Origin of the sequence: Erwinia sp. V90_4 (genome assembly GCF_029967685.1) — a bacterium.
GTDB classification, from domain to species: domain Bacteria; phylum Pseudomonadota; class Gammaproteobacteria; order Enterobacterales; family Enterobacteriaceae; genus Erwinia; species Erwinia aphidicola.
This window is the reverse complement of the sequence record NZ_JASCAQ010000043.1, coordinates 1-23544: the sequence shown is the minus strand read 5'-3', so window position 1 is coordinate 23544 and position 23544 is coordinate 1. Positions and strand designations below refer to the sequence as shown.

Annotated in this window: 23 protein-coding genes; 15 read left to right on the top strand and 8 right to left on the bottom strand. The window is 56.0% G+C overall.

Annotated elements, in window-relative coordinates:
• Nucleotides 1-143 precede the first annotated feature (143 nt).
• From fabZ to QLG07_RS09990, 11 genes are all read left to right on the top strand, one after another.
• Nucleotides 144-599, top strand: a complete 456-nt coding sequence (fabZ, locus tag QLG07_RS10040) for a 3-hydroxyacyl-ACP dehydratase FabZ (RefSeq protein ID WP_048915002.1) — start codon at nt 144-146, stop codon at nt 597-599.
• A gap of 3 nt (nt 600-602) precedes the next feature.
• Nucleotides 603-1391, top strand: a complete 789-nt coding sequence (gene lpxA / locus QLG07_RS10035; protein ID WP_048915003.1) for an acyl-ACP--UDP-N-acetylglucosamine O-acyltransferase — start codon at nt 603-605, stop codon at nt 1389-1391.
• A gap of 3 nt (nt 1392-1394) precedes the next feature.
• Nucleotides 1395-2540 (top strand): lipid-A-disaccharide synthase, encoded by a 1146-nt coding sequence (gene lpxB, locus QLG07_RS10030; protein ID WP_048915004.1) that lies wholly within the window; start codon nt 1395-1397, stop codon nt 2538-2540.
• Nucleotides 2537-3160 carry a ribonuclease HII gene (rnhB, locus tag QLG07_RS10025; protein WP_099754172.1) on the top strand — a complete coding sequence of 208 codons (624 nt, stop codon included), beginning with the start codon at nt 2537-2539 and terminating at the stop codon, nt 3158-3160. The genes lpxB and rnhB overlap by 4 nt, the downstream gene beginning before the upstream one ends.
• 30 nt (nt 3161-3190) lie before the next feature.
• A complete protein-coding gene (dnaE, locus tag QLG07_RS10020) occupies nt 3191-6673 on the top strand; it encodes a DNA polymerase III subunit alpha (protein ID WP_062818111.1) in 3483 nt (1160 codons plus the stop codon).
• 12 nt (nt 6674-6685) lie between these two features.
• Entirely contained in the window at nt 6686-7645 is a 960-nt protein-coding gene (accA, locus tag QLG07_RS10015) for an acetyl-CoA carboxylase carboxyl transferase subunit alpha (protein WP_048915006.1), read from the top strand.
• A 120-nt stretch (nt 7646-7765) separates the two neighbouring features.
• On the top strand, nt 7766-8491 hold the full coding sequence (locus tag QLG07_RS10010; protein ID WP_222941245.1) for a hypothetical protein: 726 nt from the start codon (nt 7766-7768) through the stop codon (nt 8489-8491).
• 70 nt (nt 8492-8561) lie between these two features.
• Nucleotides 8562-10712 (top strand): lysine decarboxylase LdcC, encoded by a 2151-nt coding sequence (locus QLG07_RS10005; protein WP_062820897.1) that lies wholly within the window; start codon nt 8562-8564, stop codon nt 10710-10712.
• Nucleotides 10713-10792: 80 nt separating this feature from the next.
• Nucleotides 10793-11188: a VOC family protein gene (locus QLG07_RS10000; protein ID WP_282469146.1), complete on the top strand. Its 396-nt coding sequence runs from the start codon at nt 10793-10795 to the stop codon at nt 11186-11188.
• 249 nt (nt 11189-11437) lie between these two features.
• Nucleotides 11438-12739: a tRNA lysidine(34) synthetase TilS gene (gene tilS, locus QLG07_RS09995; protein WP_282469145.1), complete on the top strand. Its 1302-nt coding sequence runs from the start codon at nt 11438-11440 to the stop codon at nt 12737-12739.
• Between the two features lie 22 nt (nt 12740-12761).
• On the top strand, nt 12762-13073 hold the full coding sequence (locus tag QLG07_RS09990; RefSeq protein ID WP_282469208.1) for a cytochrome c: 312 nt from the start codon (nt 12762-12764) through the stop codon (nt 13071-13073).
• A 42-nt stretch (nt 13074-13115) separates the two neighbouring features.
• Here QLG07_RS09990 and rof read toward each other — a convergent pair whose 3' ends face one another.
• Together rof and QLG07_RS09980 are read right to left on the bottom strand one after the other, a co-directional pair.
• On the bottom strand, nt 13116-13379 hold the full coding sequence (gene rof, locus QLG07_RS09985; RefSeq protein WP_282469144.1) for a Rho-binding antiterminator: 264 nt from the start codon (nt 13377-13379) through the stop codon (nt 13116-13118).
• The gene (locus tag QLG07_RS09980; RefSeq protein ID WP_099754171.1) at nt 13357-13566 is read right to left on the bottom strand and encodes a YaeP family protein; all 210 of its coding nucleotides are present in this window, start codon (nt 13564-13566) and stop codon (nt 13357-13359) included. Before QLG07_RS09980 ends, rof begins: the two co-directional genes overlap by 23 nt.
• A 132-nt stretch (nt 13567-13698) precedes the next feature.
• On the opposite strand from QLG07_RS09980, the gene QLG07_RS09975 reads away from it, so the two are divergent.
• The 3 genes from QLG07_RS09975 to QLG07_RS09965 all read left to right on the top strand — a co-directional run bounded on the left by QLG07_RS09975 (nt 13699) and on the right by QLG07_RS09965 (nt 16942).
• Nucleotides 13699-14253 carry a YaeQ family protein gene (locus QLG07_RS09975; RefSeq protein ID WP_048915012.1) on the top strand — a complete coding sequence of 185 codons (555 nt, stop codon included), beginning with the start codon at nt 13699-13701 and terminating at the stop codon, nt 14251-14253.
• On the top strand, nt 14250-14666 hold the full coding sequence (arfB, locus tag QLG07_RS09970) for an alternative ribosome rescue aminoacyl-tRNA hydrolase ArfB (RefSeq protein WP_048915013.1): 417 nt from the start codon (nt 14250-14252) through the stop codon (nt 14664-14666). Before QLG07_RS09975 ends, arfB begins: the two co-directional genes overlap by 4 nt.
• Before the next feature lie 419 nt (nt 14667-15085).
• Complete coding sequence (locus QLG07_RS09965; protein WP_282469143.1) at nt 15086-16942, top strand: M48 family metallopeptidase; 1857 nt, start codon at nt 15086-15088, stop codon at nt 16940-16942.
• A 65-nt stretch (nt 16943-17007) separates the two neighbouring features.
• Here QLG07_RS09965 and proS read toward each other — a convergent pair whose 3' ends face one another.
• From proS to metN, 6 genes are all read right to left on the bottom strand, one after another.
• A complete protein-coding gene (gene proS, locus QLG07_RS09960) occupies nt 17008-18726 on the bottom strand; it encodes a proline--tRNA ligase (RefSeq protein ID WP_191149489.1) in 1719 nt (572 codons plus the stop codon).
• Between the two features lie 92 nt (nt 18727-18818).
• Nucleotides 18819-19526, bottom strand: coding sequence for a tRNA (N6-threonylcarbamoyladenosine(37)-N6)-methyltransferase TrmO (tsaA, locus tag QLG07_RS09955; protein WP_282469142.1), 708 nt, complete (start codon nt 19524-19526; stop codon nt 18819-18821).
• Nucleotides 19523-19927: an Rcs stress response system protein RcsF gene (rcsF, locus tag QLG07_RS09950; protein WP_048915017.1), complete on the bottom strand. Its 405-nt coding sequence runs from the start codon at nt 19925-19927 to the stop codon at nt 19523-19525. Before rcsF ends, tsaA begins: the two co-directional genes overlap by 4 nt.
• 137 nt (nt 19928-20064) lie before the next feature.
• Nucleotides 20065-20880, bottom strand: a complete 816-nt coding sequence (locus QLG07_RS09945; protein WP_048915018.1) for a MetQ/NlpA family lipoprotein — start codon at nt 20878-20880, stop codon at nt 20065-20067.
• 36 nt (nt 20881-20916) lie between these two features.
• A complete protein-coding gene (locus tag QLG07_RS09940; protein WP_048915019.1) occupies nt 20917-21570 on the bottom strand; it encodes a methionine ABC transporter permease MetI in 654 nt (217 codons plus the stop codon).
• Complete coding sequence (gene metN / locus QLG07_RS09935; protein ID WP_099755068.1) at nt 21563-22594, bottom strand: methionine ABC transporter ATP-binding protein MetN; 1032 nt, start codon at nt 22592-22594, stop codon at nt 21563-21565. Before metN ends, QLG07_RS09940 begins: the two co-directional genes overlap by 8 nt.
• 190 nt (nt 22595-22784) lie before the next feature.
• Between metN and gmhB the strand changes: the two genes are divergently transcribed.
• Nucleotides 22785-23345 carry a D-glycero-beta-D-manno-heptose 1,7-bisphosphate 7-phosphatase gene (gene gmhB, locus QLG07_RS09930; RefSeq protein ID WP_282469141.1) on the top strand — a complete coding sequence of 187 codons (561 nt, stop codon included), beginning with the start codon at nt 22785-22787 and terminating at the stop codon, nt 23343-23345.
• The last annotated feature ends 199 nt before the right edge of the window (nt 23346-23544 follow it).

The window sequence follows — 23544 nt, the reverse complement described above, 5'->3', positions numbered from 1 at the left end:
CCCGGCTTTCATAAATACAATATGCTAGCAGGGAAAGCTAAAGCTAAGCGTACAGAACATGATTTGCGGCCTGCAGACGATCGACAGATTGTTGCAGGCCGTGTTATTGATGCCATCAGAATTTTTAGGACAGGAAGAGTATTTTGACTACTGAAACTCATACTCTGCAGATTGAAGAGATTATTGAACTTTTACCGCACCGTTACCCGTTCTTGCTGGTCGACCGCGTACTTGATTTCGAAGAAAACAAGTTTCTGCGTGCAGTAAAGAACGTCTCGGTTAACGAACCGTTTTTCCAGGGCCATTTCCCTGGTAAACCGATTTTCCCGGGCGTGCTGATTCTGGAAGCAATGGCACAGGCAACGGGTATTCTGGCGTTTAAAAGCGTTGGAAAACTGGAACCGGGCGAACTTTATTACTTTGCCGGTATCGACGAAGCGCGCTTCAAGCGCCCGGTGGTACCTGGCGACCAGATGATCATGGAAGTCACCTTCGAGAAAACCCGCCGTGGTGTAACCCGCTTTAAAGGCGTGGCCACCGTTGACGGAAAAATTGTCTGCGAAGCAACGATGATGTGTGCCCGCAGCCGGGAGGCTTAATTCGTGATTGATAGCACCGCCGTAATTCATCCCAGCTCGATCGTAGAAGAAGGCGCCATTATTGGTGCGGGTGTCCAGATTGGTCCGTTTTGTACCGTGGGTGCGAACGTCTCGATCGGTGAAGGCACCGTTCTGAAATCTCATGTAGTGGTCAATGGTCACACCTCAATAGGTAAAGACAACACCATCTACCAGTTTGCTTCGATCGGTGAAGCTAATCAGGATCTGAAATACGCGGGTGAACCTACCCGGGTTGAGATTGGCGACCGTAACCGCATTCGTGAAAGCGTGACCATTCATCGTGGCACCTCACAGGCTGAAGGGCTGACGAAAGTCGGCAACGACAATCTGCTGATGGTGAATGCGCACGTGGCGCACGACTGCGTGGTGGGTAATCACTGTATTCTGGCCAACAACGCGACGCTGGCGGGCCATGTTTCAGTGGACGATCATGCCATCATTGGTGGTATGACGGCGGTGCATCAATTCTGCGTTATCGGCGCGCACGTGATGGTCGGCGGCTGCTCCGGTGTGGCGCAGGACGTTCCTCCTTACGTCATTGCTCAGGGCAACCATGCCACGCCGTTCGGCGTTAACCTGGTGGGCCTGAAGCGCCGTGGCTTCAGCAAAGAGGCACTGCATGCGATTACTGCTGCGTATAAGCTGCTGTACCGCAGCGGCAAGACGCTGGATGAAGTGAAGCCGGAGATTGCTGAAATCGCCAAAGCGCATCCGGAAGTTCAGCCGTTTTATGACTTCTTTGCCCGCTCCACAAGGGGTCTGATTCGTTAACTCATGCCAAAGCATCCCTTAACGATTGCCCTTGTCGCCGGAGAAACCTCCGGCGATATTCTTGGTGCCGGTCTTATCCGCGCGCTGAAAGAGAAGCATCCTGACGCACGTTTTGTCGGCGTTGCCGGCCCGCTGATGCAGGCCGAAGGGTGTGAAGCCTGGTATGAGATGGAAGAGCTGGCGGTTATGGGCATCGTTGAGGTGCTGGGCCGTCTGCGTCGCCTGCTGCACATCCGCCGCGACCTGACCCGCCGCTTTACCGCCCTGAAGCCGGATGTTTTCGTCGGCATTGATGCCCCTGATTTCAATATCACTCTCGAAGGGAAGCTGAAACAGCAGGGTATTCGTACCATTCATTACGTCAGCCCTTCGGTCTGGGCGTGGCGCCAGAAGCGCGTGTTCAAAATTGGCCGCTCCACCGATCTGGTGCTGGCGTTCCTGCCGTTTGAAAAAGCCTTCTACGATCGCTTCAATGTTCCCTGTCGTTTTATCGGCCATACCATGGCTGATGCGATGCCGATTGAACCGGATAAACAGGCGGCACGCCGCGAGCTGGGTATTGCGTCAGATGCAGTATGCCTGGCTCTGCTGCCGGGCAGTCGCGGGGCAGAAGTTGAAATGCTCAGCGCTGACTTCCTGCGGACGGCGATGCTGCTGCGGGCGAAATATCCGCAGCTGGAGATCGTCGTGCCGCTGGTGAACCCCAAGCGGCGCGAACAGTTTGAAGCGATTAAAGCCGAAGTTGCCCCCGATCTGCCGATGCACCTGCTGGACGGCAAAGGCCGCGCCGCAATGGTGGCCAGCGATGCCGCACTGCTGGCTTCCGGCACTGCCGCGCTGGAGTGCATGCTGGCAAAATGCCCGATGGTGGTGGGGTATCGCATGAAGCCGTTTACCTTCTGGCTGGCGAAACGTCTGGTGAAAACCGATTATGTCTCGTTGCCGAACCTGCTGGCCGGGCGCGAACTGGTGAAAGAGCTGCTGCAGGATGAGTGCCAGCCTGAGCAGCTGGCCGCTGCGTTAGAGCCATTGCTGGCTGCCGGTGAAACGCGCGATCGGCTGCTGGCAACCTTTGCCGAGCTGCACCACCAGATCCGCTGGAATGCCGACGAACAGGCCGCCGCTGCCGTACTGGAGTTATGCCCGTGAGTGAATTTATTTACCCTAATGCCGCGCTGATTGCCGGCGTTGATGAGGTAGGGCGTGGTCCGCTGGTGGGCGCCGTGGTCACCGCCGCGGTGATCCTCGATCCGGCTCGTCCGATTATCGGGCTCGCCGATTCAAAAAAGCTGTCGGAAAAACGCCGTCTGGCGCTGTTTGATGAGATCGTCGAGAAAGCGTTAAGCTGGAGTTTGGGCCGTGCCGAGCCGGAAGAGATTGACCAGCTCAATATCCTGCACGCCACCATGCTGGCAATGCAGCGTGCGGTTGCCGGGCTGCACCTGACGCCGGACTTTGTGCTGATTGACGGCAATCGCTGCCCGCCGCTGCCGATGCCGAGCCAGGCCGTGGTGAAGGGCGACAGTCTGGTGCGCGAAATCAGCGCCGCCTCGATTATTGCAAAAGTGACGCGCGACCGTGAGATGGCACAGCTCGATCTGCTGTATCCTGAATATGGCTTCGCTCAGCACAAAGGTTATCCAACCGCGCTACATATGGAAAAACTGACGCAGCATGGCGTGACTCCGCAGCATCGCCGCAGTTTTGCCCCGGTGCGCAATGCGCTGCTGGATGCCGAAGTCAGCGCGTCGGTAGTCCGCACGCTGTAATTTTCATCCCTAGTTTTAACGGAATCCCAGATGGCCGAACCTCGTTTTATTCATTTACGCGTTCACAGCGACTACTCCATGATCGATGGGCTAGCCAAAACGGGCCCGTTGGTGAAAAACGCAGCGAAACTGGGAATGCCGGCGATTGCGATTACCGACTTCACCAACCTGTGCGGCCTGGTGAAGTTTTACGGCACGGCTCACGGTCAGGGCATGAAGCCGATTATCGGCGCTGATTTTAATGTTGCCAGTGAAGCAATGGGTGACGAGCTGTCGCATATCACCGTGCTGGCAGCGGATAACGAAGGCTACCAAAACCTGACGCTGCTGATCTCGCGCGCCTACCAGCGTGGCTATGGTCCGGCAGGCCCAACGATCGATCGCGACTGGCTGGTTGAACATCAGCAGGGGATTATTCTGTTGTCCGGCGGGCGTCGTGGCGATGTTGGCAAAATGCTGTTGCGCGGCAACACGGCGCTGGTTGCCGACTGTCTGGCGTTTTATCAGCAACATTTTGCCGATCGCTACTACCTTGAGCTGATCCGTACCGGTCGTCAGGACGAAGAGACCTATCTGCACGCCGCGGTGGAGCTGGCGATTGCCAACGGCATCCCGGTGGTGGCCACCAACGAGGTCTGCTTCCTGCAGGAGTCAGACTTTGACGCGCATGAAATACGCGTTGCCATTCATGATGGTTTCACTCTTGACGACCCGAAACGCCCGCGCAGCTACAGCCCGCAGCAGTATATGCGCACGGAAGAGGAGATGTGCGAGCTGTTCTCGGACATCCCTGAAGCGCTGGAAAACAGCGTTGAGATAGCCCGCCGCTGCAATGTCACCATTCGCCTTGGCGAATACTTCCTGCCGCAGTTCCCGACCGGGGAAATGAGCACCGAAGATTTCCTCGTGATGAAATCGCGCGAGGGGCTGGAAGAGCGCCTCGCGTTCCTGTTCCCGGACGAGCAGGTACGCCGCGAAAAGCGGCCAGAATATGATGAACGTCTGGAAATTGAGCTTAACGTGATCAACCAGATGGGCTTCCCGGGCTACTTCCTGATCGTGATGGAATTCATCCAGTGGTCGAAGGATAACGACGTGCCCGTGGGGCCGGGACGTGGTTCCGGTGCCGGTTCTCTGGTGGCCTACGCGCTGAAAATTACCGACCTCGACCCGCTGGAGTTTGACCTGCTGTTCGAACGTTTCCTCAACCCGGAACGTGTTTCGATGCCCGACTTTGACGTCGACTTCTGCATGGAGAAGCGCGATCTGGTGATTGAGCACGTGGCCGATATGTACGGTCGCCAGGCGGTATCGCAGATTATTACCTTCGGGACCATGGCGGCGAAAGCGGTCATCCGCGACGTAGGGCGCGTGCTGGGGCACCCGTACGGATTCGTCGACCGCATTTCGAAACTGGTGCCGCCTGACCCGGGCATGACGCTGGAAAAAGCCTTTGCTGCTGAACCACAGCTGCCGGAAATCTATGAGGCAGATGAAGAGGTTAAGGCGCTGATCGACATGGCGCGCAAGCTGGAAGGCGTGACGCGTAACGCCGGTAAACACGCCGGCGGCGTGGTGATCGCGCCGACTAAAATTACCGATTTTGCCCCGCTTTACTGTGACGAAAACGGTAATCATCCGGTTACCCAGTTTGATAAAAATGATGTGGAATATGCCGGGCTGGTGAAGTTCGACTTCCTGGGGCTGCGAACGCTGACCATCATTGACTGGGCGCTGGCGATGATTAACGCCAGGCGTGAAAAAGAGGGCGAGCCGCCGATCGATATCGCGGCGATTCCGCTTGAAGATAAAAAAAGTTTCGATATGCTGCAACGCTCGGAAACCACAGCGGTGTTCCAGCTCGAATCACGCGGCATGAAAGATCTGATCAAACGCCTGAAGCCCGACTGCTTCGAGGATATGATCGCGCTGGTCGCCCTGTTCCGCCCCGGTCCGCTGCAATCGGGCATGGTAGATAACTTTATTGACCGTAAGCACGGCCGTGAAGAGATCTCCTACCCGGACATTCAGTGGCAGCACGAGTCGCTGAAACCGGTGCTGGAGCCGACCTACGGCATTATCCTGTATCAGGAACAGGTGATGCAGATTGCTCAGGTGCTGGCGGGTTACAGCCTGGGCGGCGCGGACATGCTGCGCCGTGCGATGGGTAAAAAGAACCCGGTCGAGATGGCTAAGCAGCGTGGCGGCTTTGAAGACGGTGCGAAAGCGCGCGGCATCGATGGTGAGCTGGCGATCAAGATTTTCGACCTGGTGGAGAAATTCGCCGGTTATGGTTTTAACAAATCGCACTCCGCCGCCTATGCGCTGGTCTCTTATCAGACGCTGTGGCTGAAAGCGCACTACCCGGCCGAGTTTATGGCAGCGGTAATGACCGCCGATATGGACAACACCGAGAAGGTGGTCGGGCTGGTGGATGAGTGCTGGCGCATGGGGCTGAAGGTGCTGCCGCCGGATATTAACTCCGGGCAGTATCAGTTCCACGTCAACGAGAACGGCGAAATTGTTTACGGCATCGGCGCCATTAAAGGCGTCGGTGAAGGCCCAATCGAGGCGATAATCGAAGCGCGTAACGAAGGCGGTTATTTCCGCGAGCTGTTTGACCTTTGTGCGCGTACCGACACCAAAAAGCTGAATAAGCGGGTGCTGGAAAAGCTGATTATGTCCGGGGCGTTTGACCGCTTAGGCCCGCACCGTGCGGCGCTGATGAGCGCGCTGCCCGATGCGCTGAAAGCCGCCGATCAGCACGCGAAAGCGGAAGCGATTGGCCAGGCCGATATGTTCGGCGTGCTGGCCGAAGCGCCAGAGCAGGTCGAGAAATCCTATTCCGACGTCACGCCGTGGCCGGAACAGATTCAGCTGGATGGGGAGCGTGAAACGTTAGGGCTATACCTGACCGGTCACCCCATCAACCAGTATCTGAAAGAGATTGAGCGCTATGTCGGTGGACAGCGCCTGAAAGACATGCACCCGACCGAGCGTGGTAAAATGACCACCGCAGCCGGTCTGGTGGTGGCGGCCCGCGTGATGGTGACAAAGCGCGGCAACCGTATTGGCATCTGCACGCTGGATGACCGTTCCGGTCGTCTGGAAGTGATGTTATTTACAGATGCATTAGATAAGTTCCAGCATATGCTGGAGAAGGACCGTATCCTGATCGTTAGCGGGCAGGTCAGCTTCGATGACTTCAACGGCGGGCTTAAAATGATGGCCCGCGATATGATGGACATTGATGAAGCACGCGAAAAATATGCGCGCGGGCTTGCTATCTCGCTGACGGACAGGCAAATTGATGACCAGCTTTTGAACCGTCTCCGTCAATCCCTGGAACCCCATCGTTCGGGGACAATTCCGGTACATCTCTACTATCAGAGAGAGGATGCGCGGGCGAAGTTGCGCTTCGGTGCAACCTGGCGCGTGTCGCCGAGCGATCGTTTGCTGAACGATCTTCGGTCGTTGATAGGATCGGAGCAGGTGGAACTGGAGTTTGACTAAAACAGGATTATTATGAGTCTTAATTACCTGGATTTCGAACAGCCAATCGCAGAACTTGAAGCGAAGATCGATTCGCTTAAGTCGGTTGGCCGTCACGATGAAAAACTGGATATTAATCTGGATGAAGAAGTTCAGCGTCTGCGCGATAAAAGCGTGGAGCTGACACGTAAAATCTTCTCCGATTTAGGTGCCTGGCAGATCGCGCAGCTCGCGCGTCATCCGCTGCGCCCGTATACGCTGGACTATGTCCGCAATGTGTTTACCGACTTTGACGAACTGGCGGGCGACCGTGCCTACGCTGATGATAAAGCTATCGTCGGGGGTATTGCGCGTCTGGAAGGCCGTCCGGTGATGATCATTGGTCATCAGAAAGGGCGTGAAACCAAAGAGAAGATCCGTCGTAACTTCGGTATGCCAGCGCCAGAAGGCTACCGTAAAGCGCTGCGTCTGATGGAGATGGCCGAGCGTTTTAACATGCCGATCATCACCTTTATCGACACCCCGGGTGCTTACCCTGGCGTCGGTGCAGAAGAGCGCGGTCAGTCTGAAGCCATCGCCCGTAACCTGCGTGAGATGTCTGGCCTGACGGTTCCGGTGATCTGTACCGTTATCGGCGAAGGCGGCTCCGGTGGTGCACTGGCTATCGGCGTGGGTGACAAAGTCAACATGCTGCAGTACAGCACCTACTCGGTGATCTCGCCGGAAGGCTGTGCCTCTATTCTGTGGAAAAGCGCAGATAAAGCACCGCTGGCGGCGGAAGCGATGGGCATTATCGCCCCGCGCCTGAAAGAGCTGAAGCTGATCGACACCGTGCTGCCTGAACCATTGGGTGGCGCGCATCGCGACCCGCTGGCGATTGGCGCAACGATGAAGGCTCAGCTGCTGTCCGACCTGGCCGAGCTGGATAAGTTGACCAAAGCCGAACTGCTGGACCGTCGTTATCAGCGTCTGATGAGCTACGGTTACGCTTGATTCTGTGGGGCGCGGCACACCGCGCCCCTGCTTTACGTTGTGCCATCTCCTGGCGCGTGGTCGCCTGCCCCTCCTTACTTTAGTCTTAGGTTTCCTCTCAACCACAGGAAGAAACATAAGATGGAAAATCAACCTCTCACCCATTGTGCCTCTCAGTGCGCTAACTTTGAACACGAGGCCATCCATAAGCTCAGCGAGCAGCTGTGCGATCGCCGTACCGCAGAGATTCTGGCGCCGTTTATCACCGATGCCGGTTTTAATATGACCCCGCCTTCAGGCTTTATTCATGAGGCCAGCCTGTTGATTGCTTTTGCCTTTGGTAACCGTCCAAACGCCGAGCATGATCCTGACAAGCTGGCGCTGCCGGGGCCGATGAATAGAGAGCTGGCGCGCTGCTGTGCTGCCGTCTGGCATAAAAAACACCTGCCGATGTTTGTGCAGTGGGAAATTGCCCGCTGCCTGTATGAGCCGGAGTTTTCGTACATCCCGCGTAAAGATATTATCTCGATCGAACCCTACTGGGATGACACAGGCAAGCTGGTGTACCTGAGCACTGACGGCGTGGTGCAGGAGATCGTCGAGAAGTATTACCACAACGATCCGGCTTCAATGGGCAAGGCCGCAGTGATCGGTCATCGCGACCACGTCAAGCGCTGCATTCTCACCTGTGCCGGGCGCAAGGTGAAGGGGTTTGCTCCGAGGGGCATTGGCCTGCCAGCCTGGTACGATGTGCACTCTGACCAGAGCTGGACGCGTCGCCGCGACCTCTATGTGCTGCAGGATGTCGCCGCCCAGCTGGCGATGAGTGCGCAGGCAAACATTGCGAAGGCTTACCCGCAGGGCTAAATCCGCTATGCTTATGTTTTGATTATGTATCGGACGAGGCGTGCCTCGTCCCTACAGCAGGAGATAAGCATTGAATATTATCGCGATCGTGGGACCGCAAAACGCCTTTTACAAAGATGAACCCATCCGAGAGCTTGACGCCGCGTTAAAACTCCAGGGCTTTCAGACCATCTATCCGCACGATGCCAGCGACCTGCTAAAACTGATTGAGCATAATCCGCGTATCTGCGGCGTGGTGTTCGACTGGGACGAGCACAGCCTCGAACTGTGCAGCGAAATCAACCAGCTAAATGAATATCTGCCGCTGTATGCCTTTATCAATACTCATTCGACGATGGACGTCAGCATTAACGAAATGCGCATGACCCTGTGGTTCTTCGAGTATGCGCTGAGCGCCGCCGAAGAGATCTCGCAGCGCATCCGCCACTATACTGATGAATATATCGATACCATTACGCCACCGCTGACCAAAGCGCTATTTACCTATGTCAAAGAGGGCAAGTACACCTTCTGTACCCCGGGGCATATGGCGGGAACGGCCTTCCAGAAAAGCCCGGTTGGCAGCCTGTTTTATGACTTTTTTGGCGCGAACACGCTGAAAGCAGATATCTCTATTTCCGTCACCGAGCTGGGTTCGCTGCTCGATCATACCGGCCCGCATCTTGAGGCTGAGGAGTATGTTGCCCGTACCTTCGGCGCGGAGCAGAGCTATATGGTGACAAATGGTACCTCAACGTCGAACAAAATCGTCGGCATGTACGCTGCTCCGGCGGGCAGCACGATGCTGGTGGATCGCAACTGCCACAAATCACTGACTCATCTGCTGATGATGAGCGACATTATTCCTATCTGGCTAAAACCGACGCGTAACGCGCTCGGCATCCTCGGCGGCATCCCCAAACGCGAATTCACCAAAGAGAGTATCGCGCTGAAAGTGGCGCAAACGCCGCGCGCCAGCTGGCCGGTGCATGCGGTAATCACTAACTCCACCTATGACGGGCTGCTGTACAGCACGCAGTACATTAAAGAGACGCTGGACGTGCCGTCGATCCACTTCGATTCTGCGTGGGTGCCGTACACCAACTTCCACCCGATCTATCAGGGGCTGAGCGGCATGAGCGGCGAGCGCACGCCGGGCAAGGTGATCTACGAAACGCAGTCGACGCATAAGCTGCTGGCGGCGTTCTCGCAGGCTTCGCTGATCCACATTAAAGGCGAGTACGACGAACAGACCTTTAATGAAGCCTACATGATGCACACCACCACCTCGCCAAACTATGCGATTGTCGCCTCGATAGAGACTGCCGCCGCGATGCTGCGCGGCAATCCCGGCAAGCGCCTGATTAACCGTTCCGTGGAGCGGGCGCTGCATTTCCGCCGCGAAGTACAGCGCCTGCGTGAAGAGTCGGACGGCTGGTTCTTTGATATCTGGCAGCCGGAAGGGGTTGATGAACCGGAGTGCTGGCCTATTCAGCCCGGTGAAGAGGAGTGGCACGGCTTCCGCGATGCTGATGCCGACCATATGTACCTCGACCCGATCAAGGTGACGATCCTGACGCCGGGTATGAGCGAGCTGGGCGAGATGGCGGAACAGGGGATCCCGGCGGCGCTGGTGGCGAAGTTCCTCGATGAGCGCGGCGTGGTGGTGGAGAAAACCGGGCCGTACAATCTGCTGTTCCTGTTCAGCATCGGCATTGATAAAACCAAGGCGATGAGCGTACTGCGCGGGCTGACCGAGTTCAAACGCGCGTACGATCTCAACCTGCGGGTGAAGAATATGCTGCCGGATCTGTATGCTGAGGATCCGGACTTCTACCGTCATACGCGCATTCAGGATCTGGCGCAGGGGATCCATAGCCTGATCCGCCAGCACGATCTGCCGCGCCTGATGCTGCAGGCCTTTGCCACGCTGCCGGAGATGAAGCTGACGCCGCATCAGGCTTTCCAGCAGCAGGTGAAGGGCAATGTTGAGACCGTGCCGCTGAGCGAAATGGTCGGGCGCATCTCGGCCAATATGATCCTGCCTTACCCGCCGGGCGTGCCTGTGGTAATGCCAGGGGAGGTGATTACCGAACAGAGCCGGGCGGTGCTCGATTTCCTGCTGATGCTCTGTACCATTGGGCAGCACTATCCGGGCTTTGAAACCGATATTCACGGCGCGACGCTGACCGATGAGGGGCAGTATCTGGTGCGGGTGCTGAAAGCGGACGCCATTATCTGATATCGCTTTCCAGAATCATGCCATTGCGCTATCGAAGAGGGCCGGATAACGTGACGGAGAAGTGTTTAACAGGAGCAGGTATGTCAGGTTTACAGTTAAAAAAAGTGCATCACATCGCGATTATTGCGCGGGATTATCCGGCCAGTCGTAATTTTTACTGCAATATTCTCGGTTTTACCCTGATGGAAGAAGTCTACCGTGAGGCGCGTGATTCGTGGAAAGGGGATCTGGCGCTGAATGGTGACTATACAATTGAGCTGTTCTCCTTCCCGCAGCCGCCCGCGCGCCCGACGCAGCCGGAAGCCTGTGGTCTGCGCCATCTGGCCTTCAGCGTCGATGATATTGACGCCGCAAAGCAGTATCTGGAAACCCACGGCGTGCGCTGTGAGGAGATCCGCGTCGACCCACTGACCGGTAAGCGTTTTACCTTTTTTAACGATCCGGATGGGTTGCCGCTGGAGCTCTACCAGGCTTAAAATAGCCGTCATTCTTGAAGCCGCAGCTGCGTGAGCTGCGTGCATTCAACCCGGTCACTCACTGGCGTAAGCTCCCGGAGATGAATGAGCCTCTTCCCTGGGGCTGACCCTGCGGGCAGCACCCGTGCTGTTCAAATCCGTTCCTGACCGATTTGTCATTGACTTGCTGCCTTGCTGCAGCCAAAGTCGGCCCCCGAGGGGCGCCAATTATTCGATAATTTAAGCCTTTTCATTATTGCAGGAACGCCCATGTTTGCCATCGCCCACCTTGAACGCGCACTTGCGTCACAGCCTGCTGTGCTGCTGGCCTACAGCGGTGGGTTGGATTCCAGCGTGCTGCTGCATCAGCTGGTGCTGCTGAGAAACCAGCGGCCGGAGCTGCAGCTGCGGGCGGTTCATATCCATCACGGGCTGAATCCGCTGGCGGATAGCTGGGTGGCACACTGTGAGCAGCAGTGCGCGCAGTGGCAGGTGCCGCTTGAGGTGGTGAAAGTGCAGATTGATGCGCGCGCAGGCGGGATCGAAGCCGCGGCCCGCACCGCGCGCTACGACGCGTTCAGCCAGCTGCTGCTGCCGGACGAGGCGCTGCTGACCGCCCAGCACCTTGATGACCAAAGTGAAACGGTGCTGCTGGCCCTGAAGCGCGGTAGCGGCCCGGCGGGTCTGGCCGCGATGCCCCAGCAGCACTGGTTGGGGCAACATCGCCATCTGCGGCCGCTGCTGGCAGTAAGCCGCAGCCAGCTGGAAGCGTGGGCGCAGCATCACCAGCTGTCATGGATTGAGGATGACAGCAATCAGGACCCGCGCTATGACCGCAACTTTCTGCGTTTAAAGGTGCTGCCGTTGCTCAATGACCGCTGGCCGCATTTTGCCAGCGCCGTGGCACGCAGCGCCGCGCTGTGCGGCGAGCAGGAGCAGCTGCTTGATGAGCTGCTGGCCGAATCGCTGGCCCTGCTGGTGGACGAGCAGGGGGCATTGTCGATTGCGCCGCTGCTGGAGATGAGCGATGCACGGCGGGCCGCGCTGCTGCGGCGCTGGATCGCCACTCATCATGCCAGCATGCCGTCGCGCGAGGCATTACAGCGGCTCTGGCAGGAAGTGGCATGCAGCCGTGAGGATGCAGAGCCGCGCCTGCGGTTGGGCAGCCATCAAATCCGCCGCTTCCGCGATCGCCTCTACTGGCTACCGCTTTACCCGCCGCTGCGTGAGATCCGCCTGAACTGGCCGCCACCGTGGCAGCCATTAGCGCTGCCCGACGGGCTGGGCCAGCTGCAGCTGGGGGCGCATGGCATTGCGCTGCGTGCGCCGCAGCCTGCTGAAGCGGTCACTATTCGTTTTCAGGCGCAGGGGGCTTTTCACATCCAGGGGCGTGCAGGCAGCCGCCCGCTGAAAAAGCTGTGGCAGGAGCTGGCCGTTGCGCCCTGGCTGCGTGAGCGCACCCCGTTACTTTTTTATGGCGATCGTTTGATTGCCGCCATTGGCGTTTTTGTCACCCGCGAGGGCGCGCCGCTGGAAAATGAAGCCTGCTGGCATCTGCACTGGTGCCGCTAAAATAACTGACTGGAGATCAATGATGAGTACCCGACTTTTGGCGCTGATGCTGCTGGCGTGCAGCCTGCCTGCGCTCGGCGCGGGCAACAGCAGCGCCGGACAGGAGAAATCAGCCCGCTGCATGGCGTGCCACGGCGCCGACGGCAAAGCGGCTGCGCCAGTCTATCCCAGCCTTGCCGGGCAGCATGAGGCGTATCTTGAACAGGCTTTACAGGCGTACAAAAGCGGTGCGCGCAGCGGCGGGCAGGCGGAAGTCATGAAGGCCTTCGTTGCCGGGCTAAGCGATAAGGATATAGCCGATCTGGCGGCGTATTACGCGGGGTTGAAACCTTAGGATGAAGAGGCGGATCGTCGATCCGCCAGGCTAAAACGGGGCTTAATCGGACTCGCTGACCTTTACAGTACCCAGGTTAGGGTGGCTAAAGGTGTCGATATGGTCGAGGCGCAGCTGGCGCTCCTCGCCATTGATCTCAATGCTGAGGTATTCAACGTTTTTGCGCGACACCATATCTTTAGCTTTGGCCGTCAGCTGTTCGCCATTTTTCAGCGTCAGCGACAGGGGCCAGCTGTTCTGGCAGGCGAGTTCCAGATTGTCGTAGTCATCACAGTTGATCGGTTTATACGCTTCGTTCGTCAACATAGTCGCTCACCAATAAGTTTGCGGCAGCAAAAGCTGCCTGTTCCCTGATGGAAGAGTGTAGCTCAGGATTACCCGCTACCTCATCAAGTGCTTTCAACACGCACGCTAATGCGTCCGGCACGTATCCCAGATCGCCACTGCCTATCTCGGCATATTTTTGGCGAACTAACTCACAATACTTTGGCACATGCACCTCCTTCAGAGTTTTCTCTGGCGATTATCCGACTATAGCACAGCCATTTATCGGAAATCAGCCCGCAAGCGGGTGATTTGCTCACTCATCAGGTTACAATAGGCGCGAATTGAAATAAGGAACCTCATGGCACTTAAAGCTACGATTTATAAAGCTACCGTCAATGTCGCCGACATGGACCGTAACGTGTTTATCGACAACACGCTGACGCTGGCACGTCACCCTTCGGAAACGGAAGAGCGGCTGATGCTGCGCCTGCTGGCATGGCTGGTTCATGCCAACGAACGCCTGACCTTCACCCGCGGCCTGAGCGCGGAAGATGAGCCGGAAATCTGGCAGCTGAACGACCATAACGGCATTGATGTGTGGGTTGATCTCGGCCTGCCGGAAGAGCGCCGAATCAAAAAGGCCTGTAGCCGCTCGCAGCACGTCTGGCTGTATACCTACAACGGTCGCGCCGCTCAGCCGTGGTGGCAGCAGAACCAGAATAAGCTGACCCAGCATGATAACCTGACCATTCGCTATATCAGCGACGAGCAGCTCAGCGCCCTGGTGCAGCTGGCCTCGCGTTCGATGACGCTGCAGGCCACTATTCAGGATGGCACTATCTGGTTGTCAGATAACAGTCATCATCTGGAAATTCAGTTCGAGCAGTGGCTGGATGCCGGAAAGCGCACATGATTGTTTTATCACGTAACGTCACTATTCCGGATGCCGAAATCGAGATCACCGCGATCAGGGCGCAGGGCAACGGTGGCCAGAACGTGAATAAGAGTTCGACGGCGATCCACCTGCGCTTCGATATTCGCTCTTCCAGCCTGCCTGAGTTTTATCAGCAGCGTATGCTGGCGGTTAGCCACCATCTGATCACCCCGGAAGGGGTGGTGATTATTAAGGCCCAGGAGTATCGCAGCCAGGAGATGAATCGTGAAGCCGCGCTGAAAAGGCTGGAAAATCTGATTGTTGAACTCACCGTGGTGGAGAAGACTCGCCGGGCAACGCGCCCGACGATGGCGTCCAAAAAACGTCGGCTGGAAGGTAAAGCACGCAAAGCTTCGACCAAATCGCTGCGCGGCAAAGTGCGCGGCGACTGAGTTATTTATTTTTTTTGCCGCAGCGACGCCGAAAGCTGCTGTTCTCAATCATCTGACGGCGAATAAGCGCAAGATACTGTCAGTGCCGGAACGGTATTCCGCCAATAATACCGGGTGATTTAAAAGGTCTTATCTGTAATTAACTCAAATTAATCTCCTCCGTTGCAGAGTATTCCCCGTTCTGCAACGGCACTCTTTTCCTGCGCCAGGTAAATAATCCTAAAGCAACGTTAACCTCTTGTTGCACCTGTTAAAATATTGTCTTATGGTCGTGTTGACTCCCCTAAGTTTTAATATAGCTGACGCATGACCAGAGAAGGATCTCACGCCATTTTTCATTCTGCAGAGAGATCTCTCTTTCGCTATTGCCTGATATAAGCAGCTTTTTCTTTTAACACACAAATTGCGAGTTTATTATCTTGAACGAATTAACGGCATTGAAAAAAGGATATACCCGGGTATTCCTCTGGCTTTTAGTCACGCTTTTTCTCATCCCCACTATTACGCTGCTGTTTGCCGAATATGGCACGCGTCAACTGGATCAGGAATACAGTGCGCTCTTTATTGATGATGCACGTGGTCAGGGCCAGGACGTCAATAAACTCACCACTTTCCTGCATCAGAACCCGCCGTCCAGCGCGTGTGGCCCAGTGCCGGATGATCTGCTCGACTATAAGAGTGCCGTCTGTGCGGAGAAATCGGAGCTGTGGCAGTTCTGGATGATCGATAAAGTGGCCTTCTGGACGCTGGTGGGCGGCGTCGTCATGCTGGGCATGATTGTGCTGTTCAGCATGCTGGCATTTAAAAGTCGTCAGGGTCAGTTGCAAAGCCTGACGCTGGCACGTCCGTTCCTGATGCTGGCGAGTGCGCTGGAAGTGCTGGTTCAGGGGGGAATGCTGGTCTGGCTCTCCTTCTGGGGAACGGCATTCTTTACCCAAACCTATTATCCGAAGCTGGTGATGGCGATGGGGCTGCTGGTGCTGGTCGCGATGTACTATATGATCAGGGGCATCTTCAAAAAGCTGCCGCCGGAAGAGGATGTTGAAGGCGATGTGGTGACGCGTGAGGCAGCGCCGGCCCTGTGGGCGCGCATTGATACGCTGGCCTCGCAGGTCGGAACGGCACCACCGGACCATATTATTGCCGGTATCGATACCAACTTTTATGTGACCGAAGCGCCTTTGAGCCTCGAAGGAGAGGCCCTTGACGGCCGCAAGCTGTATGTCAGCATCCCGTTGCTGCGCCAGTTGACTACCGCGCAGGCTGATGGCGTCATGGTGCATGAGTTAACCCATCTGCATGCAGGCGATACGGCATCAGGTGCCTTACTGGGGCCGAAACTCCATCGTTTTGATCAGTACCTCCATCTGATGAGAAAAGATATCTCTACGGTGATGGTCTATTATCCCCTTTGCCTCTATCGCATGCTGTTTGAACTGGCGTGGCAGCGCAACAGCCGCCAGCGTGAATTCGTTGCCGACCGTAATGCCGCCAGCCTGATTGCCCCTGCGGCGATTGTCGAGTCCCTGATTAAAATCTCTGCTTATGCCAGCTATCGCAGCGAAGTTGAGCAGACCCTGTTTGATAATAAAACCCTGCATCAGAATGAACTGGGTATCAGCAAAGCGATTGCTCAGGGCCTGCCACAGCACGTCAGTTCACCGGATTTTATCGGCATGATGCGTGAACAGAATGTGCCGCACCCGTTTGATTCACACCCACCGCTGGCAGAGCGTATGCGCAACGTCGGCTATACGGTGGATGAAACCGGCTACGCCGCGATCGCGGCGCAATTACCGACGGAGAGTTGGGTTGACCTGATGCCGGTAGCGGCAGAGATTGAGCAACATCTGTGGCAGAAATATGAGCGTGACTTCTCTTCCGCCCATGAAGTCAGCCTGGCATGGCGTTATTTGCCTGAGGGAGAGGAAGAGACGGCGCTGGTGCTGAAGCATTTTCCGCCGGTTGCCTGGACGCTGAAAGATGGTAGCCAGATTGAGATCGCGTATCAGGGGATTGTAAAGCCACTGACCGCCGAGTTGTTGCCGTGGGATAACATCAAAAATATCAATGTGATTCGCCGCTTTGGCACTGACGTGCTGTACCTGCAACACGTTCAGCCTAATGCAGCGGGTAAAAAACGCACTGAGATCCGTCTGCCTGGCGTGAAGAAGGATATTGAGGTGTTTAAATACACCCTGAGTCACTACTGGCAGCGCCATCAGACGATGCGGGCGCTACAGGAGCAAGACCAGGCTGTGACAGCGCTCAGCTAAAAAGAAAAAGCCACCGCATGCGGTGGCTTTTTTATCTCTGAACGTGTGGCTCAGCGGGGGGAATCTTAAACCGCCAGCTCGCTCACCAGGAAATCAACGATTTCATTGGTTTTGATCATACGCTTCTCACCTTCACGGCGTGATTTGTATTCCACTTCTTCGCTGTCGAGATTACGGTCGCCGATGACGATGGTGTGCGGCACGCCGATCAGTTCCATATCGGCAAACATCACGCCCGGACGCTCTTTGCGGTCATCCAGAATCACATCAATGCCTTTGGCACGCAGCGTGCTGTACAGCTCTTCCGCCAGCTCTTTGACGCGGAACGACTTCTGCATGTTCATTGGCAGGATAGCCACCTGGAAAGGTGCCAGCGCCGGGGACCAGATGATGCCGCGCTCGTCGTGATTCTGCTCAATGGCTGCGGCCACGATGCGGGTAATACCAATACCGTAGCAGCCCATGGTCATAATCTGGTTACGGCCATCTTCACCCTGCACCGAGGCTTTCATCGCTTCGGAATACTTCGTCCCGAGCTGGAAGATATGGCCCACTTCGATGCCGCGTTTGATCAGCAGCGTGCCTTTTCCGTCCGGGCTGGCATCGCCTTCAACCACGTTACGCAGATCGGCCACGCGTGGTAATGGCAGGTCGCGTTCCCAGTTGATGCCTTTCAGGTGCTGACCGTCAATATTGGCACCCGCGCTGAAGTCGCTCATTGCCGCAACGGTACGGTCCGCAACGATCGGCATATTCAGACCGACCGGGCCGAGTGAACCTGGACCTGCATTGACCAGCGCACGGATCTCTTCTTCCGTGGCGAAAGTCAGCGGCGCGTCAACGATATCAATCTTCTCCGCTTTGATTTCATTCAGCTCGTGGTCGCCGCGCAGCAGCAGGGCAACCAGCGTATGGCCGCTCTCTTTGGTGGCTTTTACCATCAGCGTTTTCACGGTTTTTTCGATCGGCAGATTATACTGCTCAACCAGCTCAGCGATGGTTTTGGCGTTCGGCGTAGCGAACTGCGTCATCTCCTGAGTCGCAGCAGCGCGGCCAGCAGCAGGAGCAACGGCCTCCGCTTTTTCCATATTTGCCGCGTAGTCTGACTCGGTAGAGAACACCACATCATCCTCACCGCTCTGTGCCAGCACCTGGAACTCGTGAGAAGCGCTGCCGCCGATCGAACCGGTGTCGGCATCCACCGCACGGAAATTCAGACCCATGCGGGTGAAGATCTGGCTGTAGGCGCGATACATGGCGTCGTAGGTTTCCTGCAGCGACTCCTGGGTCGTGTGGAACGAGTAGGCATCCTTCATGATGAATTCACGTGAACGCATCACGCCAAAGCGCGGGCGCACTTCATCACGGAATTTAGTCTGGATCTGGAACAGGTTCAGCGGCAGCTGCTTATAAGAGCTCAGCTCGTTGCGGATCAGGTCGGTGATCACCTCTTCGTGCGTTGGGCCGAGAACAAACGGACGCTCGCCACGATCAACAAAACGCAGCAGTTCCGGGCCGTACTGCTCCCAGCGTCCACTCTCCTGCCACAAATCCGCGGGCTGCACCACCGGCATGGAAATCTCAATCGCACCGGCGTTATTCATCTCTTCGCGCACGATATTTTCGACTTTTTTCAGCACGCGCAAACCCGTCGGCAGCCAGGTATACAGGCCGGAAGCCAGTTTACGGATCATCCCGGCGCGCAGCATCAGCTGGTGGCTGATCACTTCAGCGTCGGCAGGTGTCTCCTTAAGTGTGGAGAGCAGATATTGAGTAGTACGCATGAGTTACGATTCCATATGAACGCAGAGAGCCAAAAAAAACGTGGACGCTAGTGTACCAGCGTGACAGGTGACTCAAAAGATGCCGGAAGAAATTAACGTGGGTCGATGGCAATTACTTCGGTGCCGCTAAGCGTAACGCGCCAGCGCACGTTGAACTCCAGCAGCCAGGCGGCGTATTCGCGATCGGGCTCTTCCCCTTTACGATAGGCCGGACGTGGGTCCTGCGCCAGTACCTGCTGAATAAAACGCTCAAGGTGGGGATAGTGGCGCAGATGCAGAGCCAGCTGCTGCTGCGCTTCAGGCGTAAAGCTCACCGGCATGTCCGCCTGCGGAGCCTGCTGGGCAAATCCGGCGCGAGCATCGGGCAGCGCCTCAGCGAAGGGGAGGTACGGCTTGATATCGACGATCGGCGTGCCGTCGACCAGGTCCAGACTGCCGAGTTCGAGGATCACCTGCTGCTTCTCAACGCGAATACCTTTTAACTCGACCAGCGACATGCCGATGGGGTTAGGGCGGAAGGTCGAACGGGTGGCAAACACGCCCATGCGGGTATTACCGCCCAGGCGCGGGGGCCTGACCGTTGGGCGCCAGCCGCCTTCCATCGTTTGATGGAAGACAAAAAGCAGCCACAGATGGCTGAACGCTTCCAGGCCGCGCACGGCTTCCGGGTGGTTATACGGCGCTGCGAAGTGGAGTTCTCCACCGCCATCCTGAATCAAACCAGGCTGGCGGGGAACGGCGAACTTTTCCTTCCACGGAGAGTGGATCACACCAATCTGGGAGAAGGAGAATGCACTCATTGATTGCTGACTTTCAGTGCGGAGCCCTGGCAAATCGCCTGACGATAGCAGCCCTGCGCAGCGGTGACGATCTCACATTTATGCACCAGCACAGCGTTGGCTTTCATAGCGGATGCCCGAATCTGCATACGTTTACGCGCGGTGGCGAGATTCGGCGGTGAGTCCTGTGAGCTGCTCTGGCAATCGTCGCCATACACTTCACCCAGGTCACGGAAAGGCTTGCTCACCAGGTCAGCAGCATCGGTATACAGTTTTACCGGGGCAGGGCGAGCGGCAGGTTTCGCCTGGGAAGCATCGGTCTGCGTTGACTGCGGAAAAGGTTTAACAGGCTCATAGGGCTTAGGGAATAACGAACACCCTGTCAGCGTCAGCGCTAACAAACAGAGCGGTAAAAAACGCATGGGAAAATCCTCATGATCGATAAAGTGGCGTTATTGAAGCAAGCTGGAACGGAAATAACAAGCGGAGAGCATCAGGCAGGCACATCTGGCAATATCTATTGAGCTGCGGGCAGCTGGCGCTGCCCGCATGCGGCTGGTTACCAGCCTTTTACTGCGCCACCGTTAAACACTTTATTAGCGGCGTCGTTGACTTCGTCAGACTGGTAAGCCTGCACGAATTTCTTCACGTTTTCCGCGTCTTTGTTGTCTTCGCGCGCCACGATCAGGTTAACGTAAGGGGAGTCTTTGTCTTCAACAAAGATGCCGTCTTTCGCTGGAGTCAGGTTGATCTGGCTGGCGTAAGTGGTATTGATCACTGCCAGTGCGATCTGCTGATCGTCCAGTGAACGTGGCAGCTGCGGTGCTTCCAGCTCTACCAGCTTCAGGTTTTTCGGGTTCTCAACCACATCCAGTGAGGTTGGCAGCAGGCCAACACCCTCTTTCAGTTTGATCAGGCCCACTTTCTGTAGCAGCAGCAGGGAACGGCCGAGGTTAGTGGGGTCATTCGGGATAGCAACCTGTGCGCCGTTCTGCAGTTCGTCCAGAGATTTGATCTTCTTAGAGTAACCCGCGATTGGGTAAACAAAGGTGCTACCCACGGAAACCAGCTTGTAGCCACGGTCTTTAATCTGCTGATCGAGGTAAGGTTTATGCTGGAAGGCGTTGGCGTCAATATCGCCTTTGCTCAGCGCTTCGTTCGGCAGTACGTAGTCATTGAAGGTCACCAGCTCAACATCCAGACCGTATTTCTCTTTCGCCACTTTGGCTGCCACTTCGGCAACCTGCTGCTCAGAACCAACGATCACACCAACCTTGATGTGGTTTGGATCTTTCTCTTTCTGATCGCATCCAACTAACGCCAGGGTACCAATCAGAGCGCCTACTGCGGCAAACGTTTTAAGATTAAAAGACATATCCCTTCCTTAAATAGAGAGAAATTACTGTTGTGTTTACTTGTGGGTGACCGCACGAACAATGCGATCGCCACAGAACTGAATCAAATACACCAAAACAACCAGCAGGACTAATACCGTGTTCATCACGGTGGCGTTATAGCCGATATAGCCATACTGATAGCCAATCTGACCCAGACCGCCTGCGCCGACGGCGCCACCCATTGCTGAGTAGCCGACGAGGGTAATCAGAGTAATAGTAGCGGCATTCACCAGACCCGGCAGTGCTTCCGGCAGCAGAACCTTGCGGATGATCTGTAACGGGGTGGCCCCCATTGCGCGGGAAGCTTCGATCAGTCCGGTTGGCAGCTCAAGCAGCGCATTTTCCACCATGCGGGCAATAAAGGGGGCAGCGCCAACGGTCAGCGGCACGATAGCGGCCTGCAAACCAATGGAGGTGCCGACGATAATGCGCGTGAACGGGATCATCCAGACCAGCAGGATAATGAACGGAATCGAGCGGAAGATATTTACCGCAGCGGAGAGCACGCGATAGAGTTTGGCATTCGCCACAATCTGACCCGGGCGAGTGACATAGAGAAGAACGCCTGTTGGCAGGCCCAACACGAAGCCGAAAAAGCCAGAGACAAAGGTCATCATCAGCGTTTCCCAAATGCCCCGGCCCAGTAACCACATCATTGCCTCAGACATAACCTAATACCTCTACCTTTACATGATGCTCGTGCAGGAAAGCGATGGCGGCCTGGGTGTCGGCTGCCTCACCGTGGATCTCCGCCAGCATGATGCCGAACTTCACACCACCGGCGTAATCCATCTGCGCGCTAATAATGTTGTTGTTAACGTTAAAACGGCGTGCTGACTCAGAAAGCAGCGGCGCATCGACAGACTGACCGGTAAACTCCAGGCGCAGCAGAGGGACGGTGGTCGCACTCGCTTCTGGCGACAGGCGCTTGAGGTAGTCTTCCGGGATGTCCAGATGCAACGTTGACTGAATAAACTGCTGCGCCAGTGGCGTCTTCGGATGGGAGAACACTTCACTGACGGTATCCTGCTCAATCAGTTCGCCATTGCTGATGACGGCCACGCAGTCGCAGATGCGTTTCACCACATCCATTTCATGGGTGATCAGCAGGATGGTAATGCCCAGACGACGGTTGATATCTTTCAGCAGTTCGAGGATTGAGCGCGTGGTTGCCGGGTCCAGCGCGCTGGTGGCTTCATCGCACAGCAGCACTTTGGGATTGGTGGCCAGCGCACGAGCAATGGCCACGCGCTGTTTCTGGCCGCCGGAAAGATTTGCTGGCCAGGTGTCATGCTTGTCTGACAGGCCGACCAGCTCCAGCAGCTCACTGACGCGCGCTTTAATTTCGGTTCTGGACAGATTTCCCAGCTCAAGCGGCAGCGCGACGTTGCCGGCTACGGTGCGTGAGTTCAGCAGATTGAAGTGCTGGAAGATCATACCAATCTGGCGGCGAGCCAGCGTGAGCTGCCCTTCTGAAAGGGTAGTCAGGTCCTGACCATCAACCAGCACGCTACCGGAAGTGGGGCGCTCCAGCAGATTAACGCAGCGGATCAGGGTACTTTTACCCGCACCGGATGCGCCGATCACGCCATAAATTTGTCCGGCGGGAACGTGCAGGCTGACATCCGACAGCGCTGTGATAGTTCGTGAACCCTGCTGGAACACTTTGGTGATATTTGAAAGTTTTATCATTGAGTTATTTATTATCGTGATGGGAATTATCCGTGGCGTAAATGATCAATCCATCCCGCGCTTCCGGGATGGCGAGTGGATGTTAAGGCATCCAGACGTCTAAATCAATCGAAGTCATTCAAACTGCCATTCTCTCTTTTCAGGCAATCATGCGATACTCTACGGCAAATTTTGTAGCAGGAGTTACTACGTGGCTGACAAGGTCCCCGCAATTTTCCTCGATCGAGACGGCACTATTAATGTCGATCACGGTTATGTCTCTGAAATCGATAACTTCGAGTTTATCGATGGCGTCATTGATGCCATGCGTGAACTGAAGAGGATGGGCTTTGCGCTGGTGCTGGTGACTAACCAGTCCGGTATTGCCCGTGGCATGTTTAGTGAAGATCAGTTTATGCAGCTGACCGAATGGATGGACTGGTCACTGGCCGACCGCGATGTCGACCTCGACGGTATCTATTTCTGCCCGCATCATCCTGAAGCAATAGTAGAAGAGTTGCGCCAGTCCTGTGACTGCCGTAAACCAGAGCCGGGAATGTTGCTCACTGCTCAGCAGGAGCTGAACATTGATATGGCTTCTTCTTATATGGTTGGCGACAAGATTGAAGACATGCTGGCGGCAAAAGCTGCTGGAGTGGGTAAAAAAGTATTAGTGCGTAGCGGTAAGCCCGTCACTGCTGAAGGCGAAGCCGCAGCCGATTTGGTGCTAAATAGCCTGAAAGAGCTGCCGGCACGTATCAAACAGGGCTAAAAAGCAGCGTTTCGCGTGAACTTTCAGCAGGCAGTAAAAAAGTTAAGATTACTGCTTGCGTTCCCGAAGCGCCTGTCTATAATGCGCAACCACTGAGACGGCACAACGGCTTACAGGCCAGCGGCTCAGGAGGTTCAGGAAGTATCTGAACCGCCGGAAAAACTTCTCAAAAAGAAGTTGACTCCGAAGGAGGAAAGCG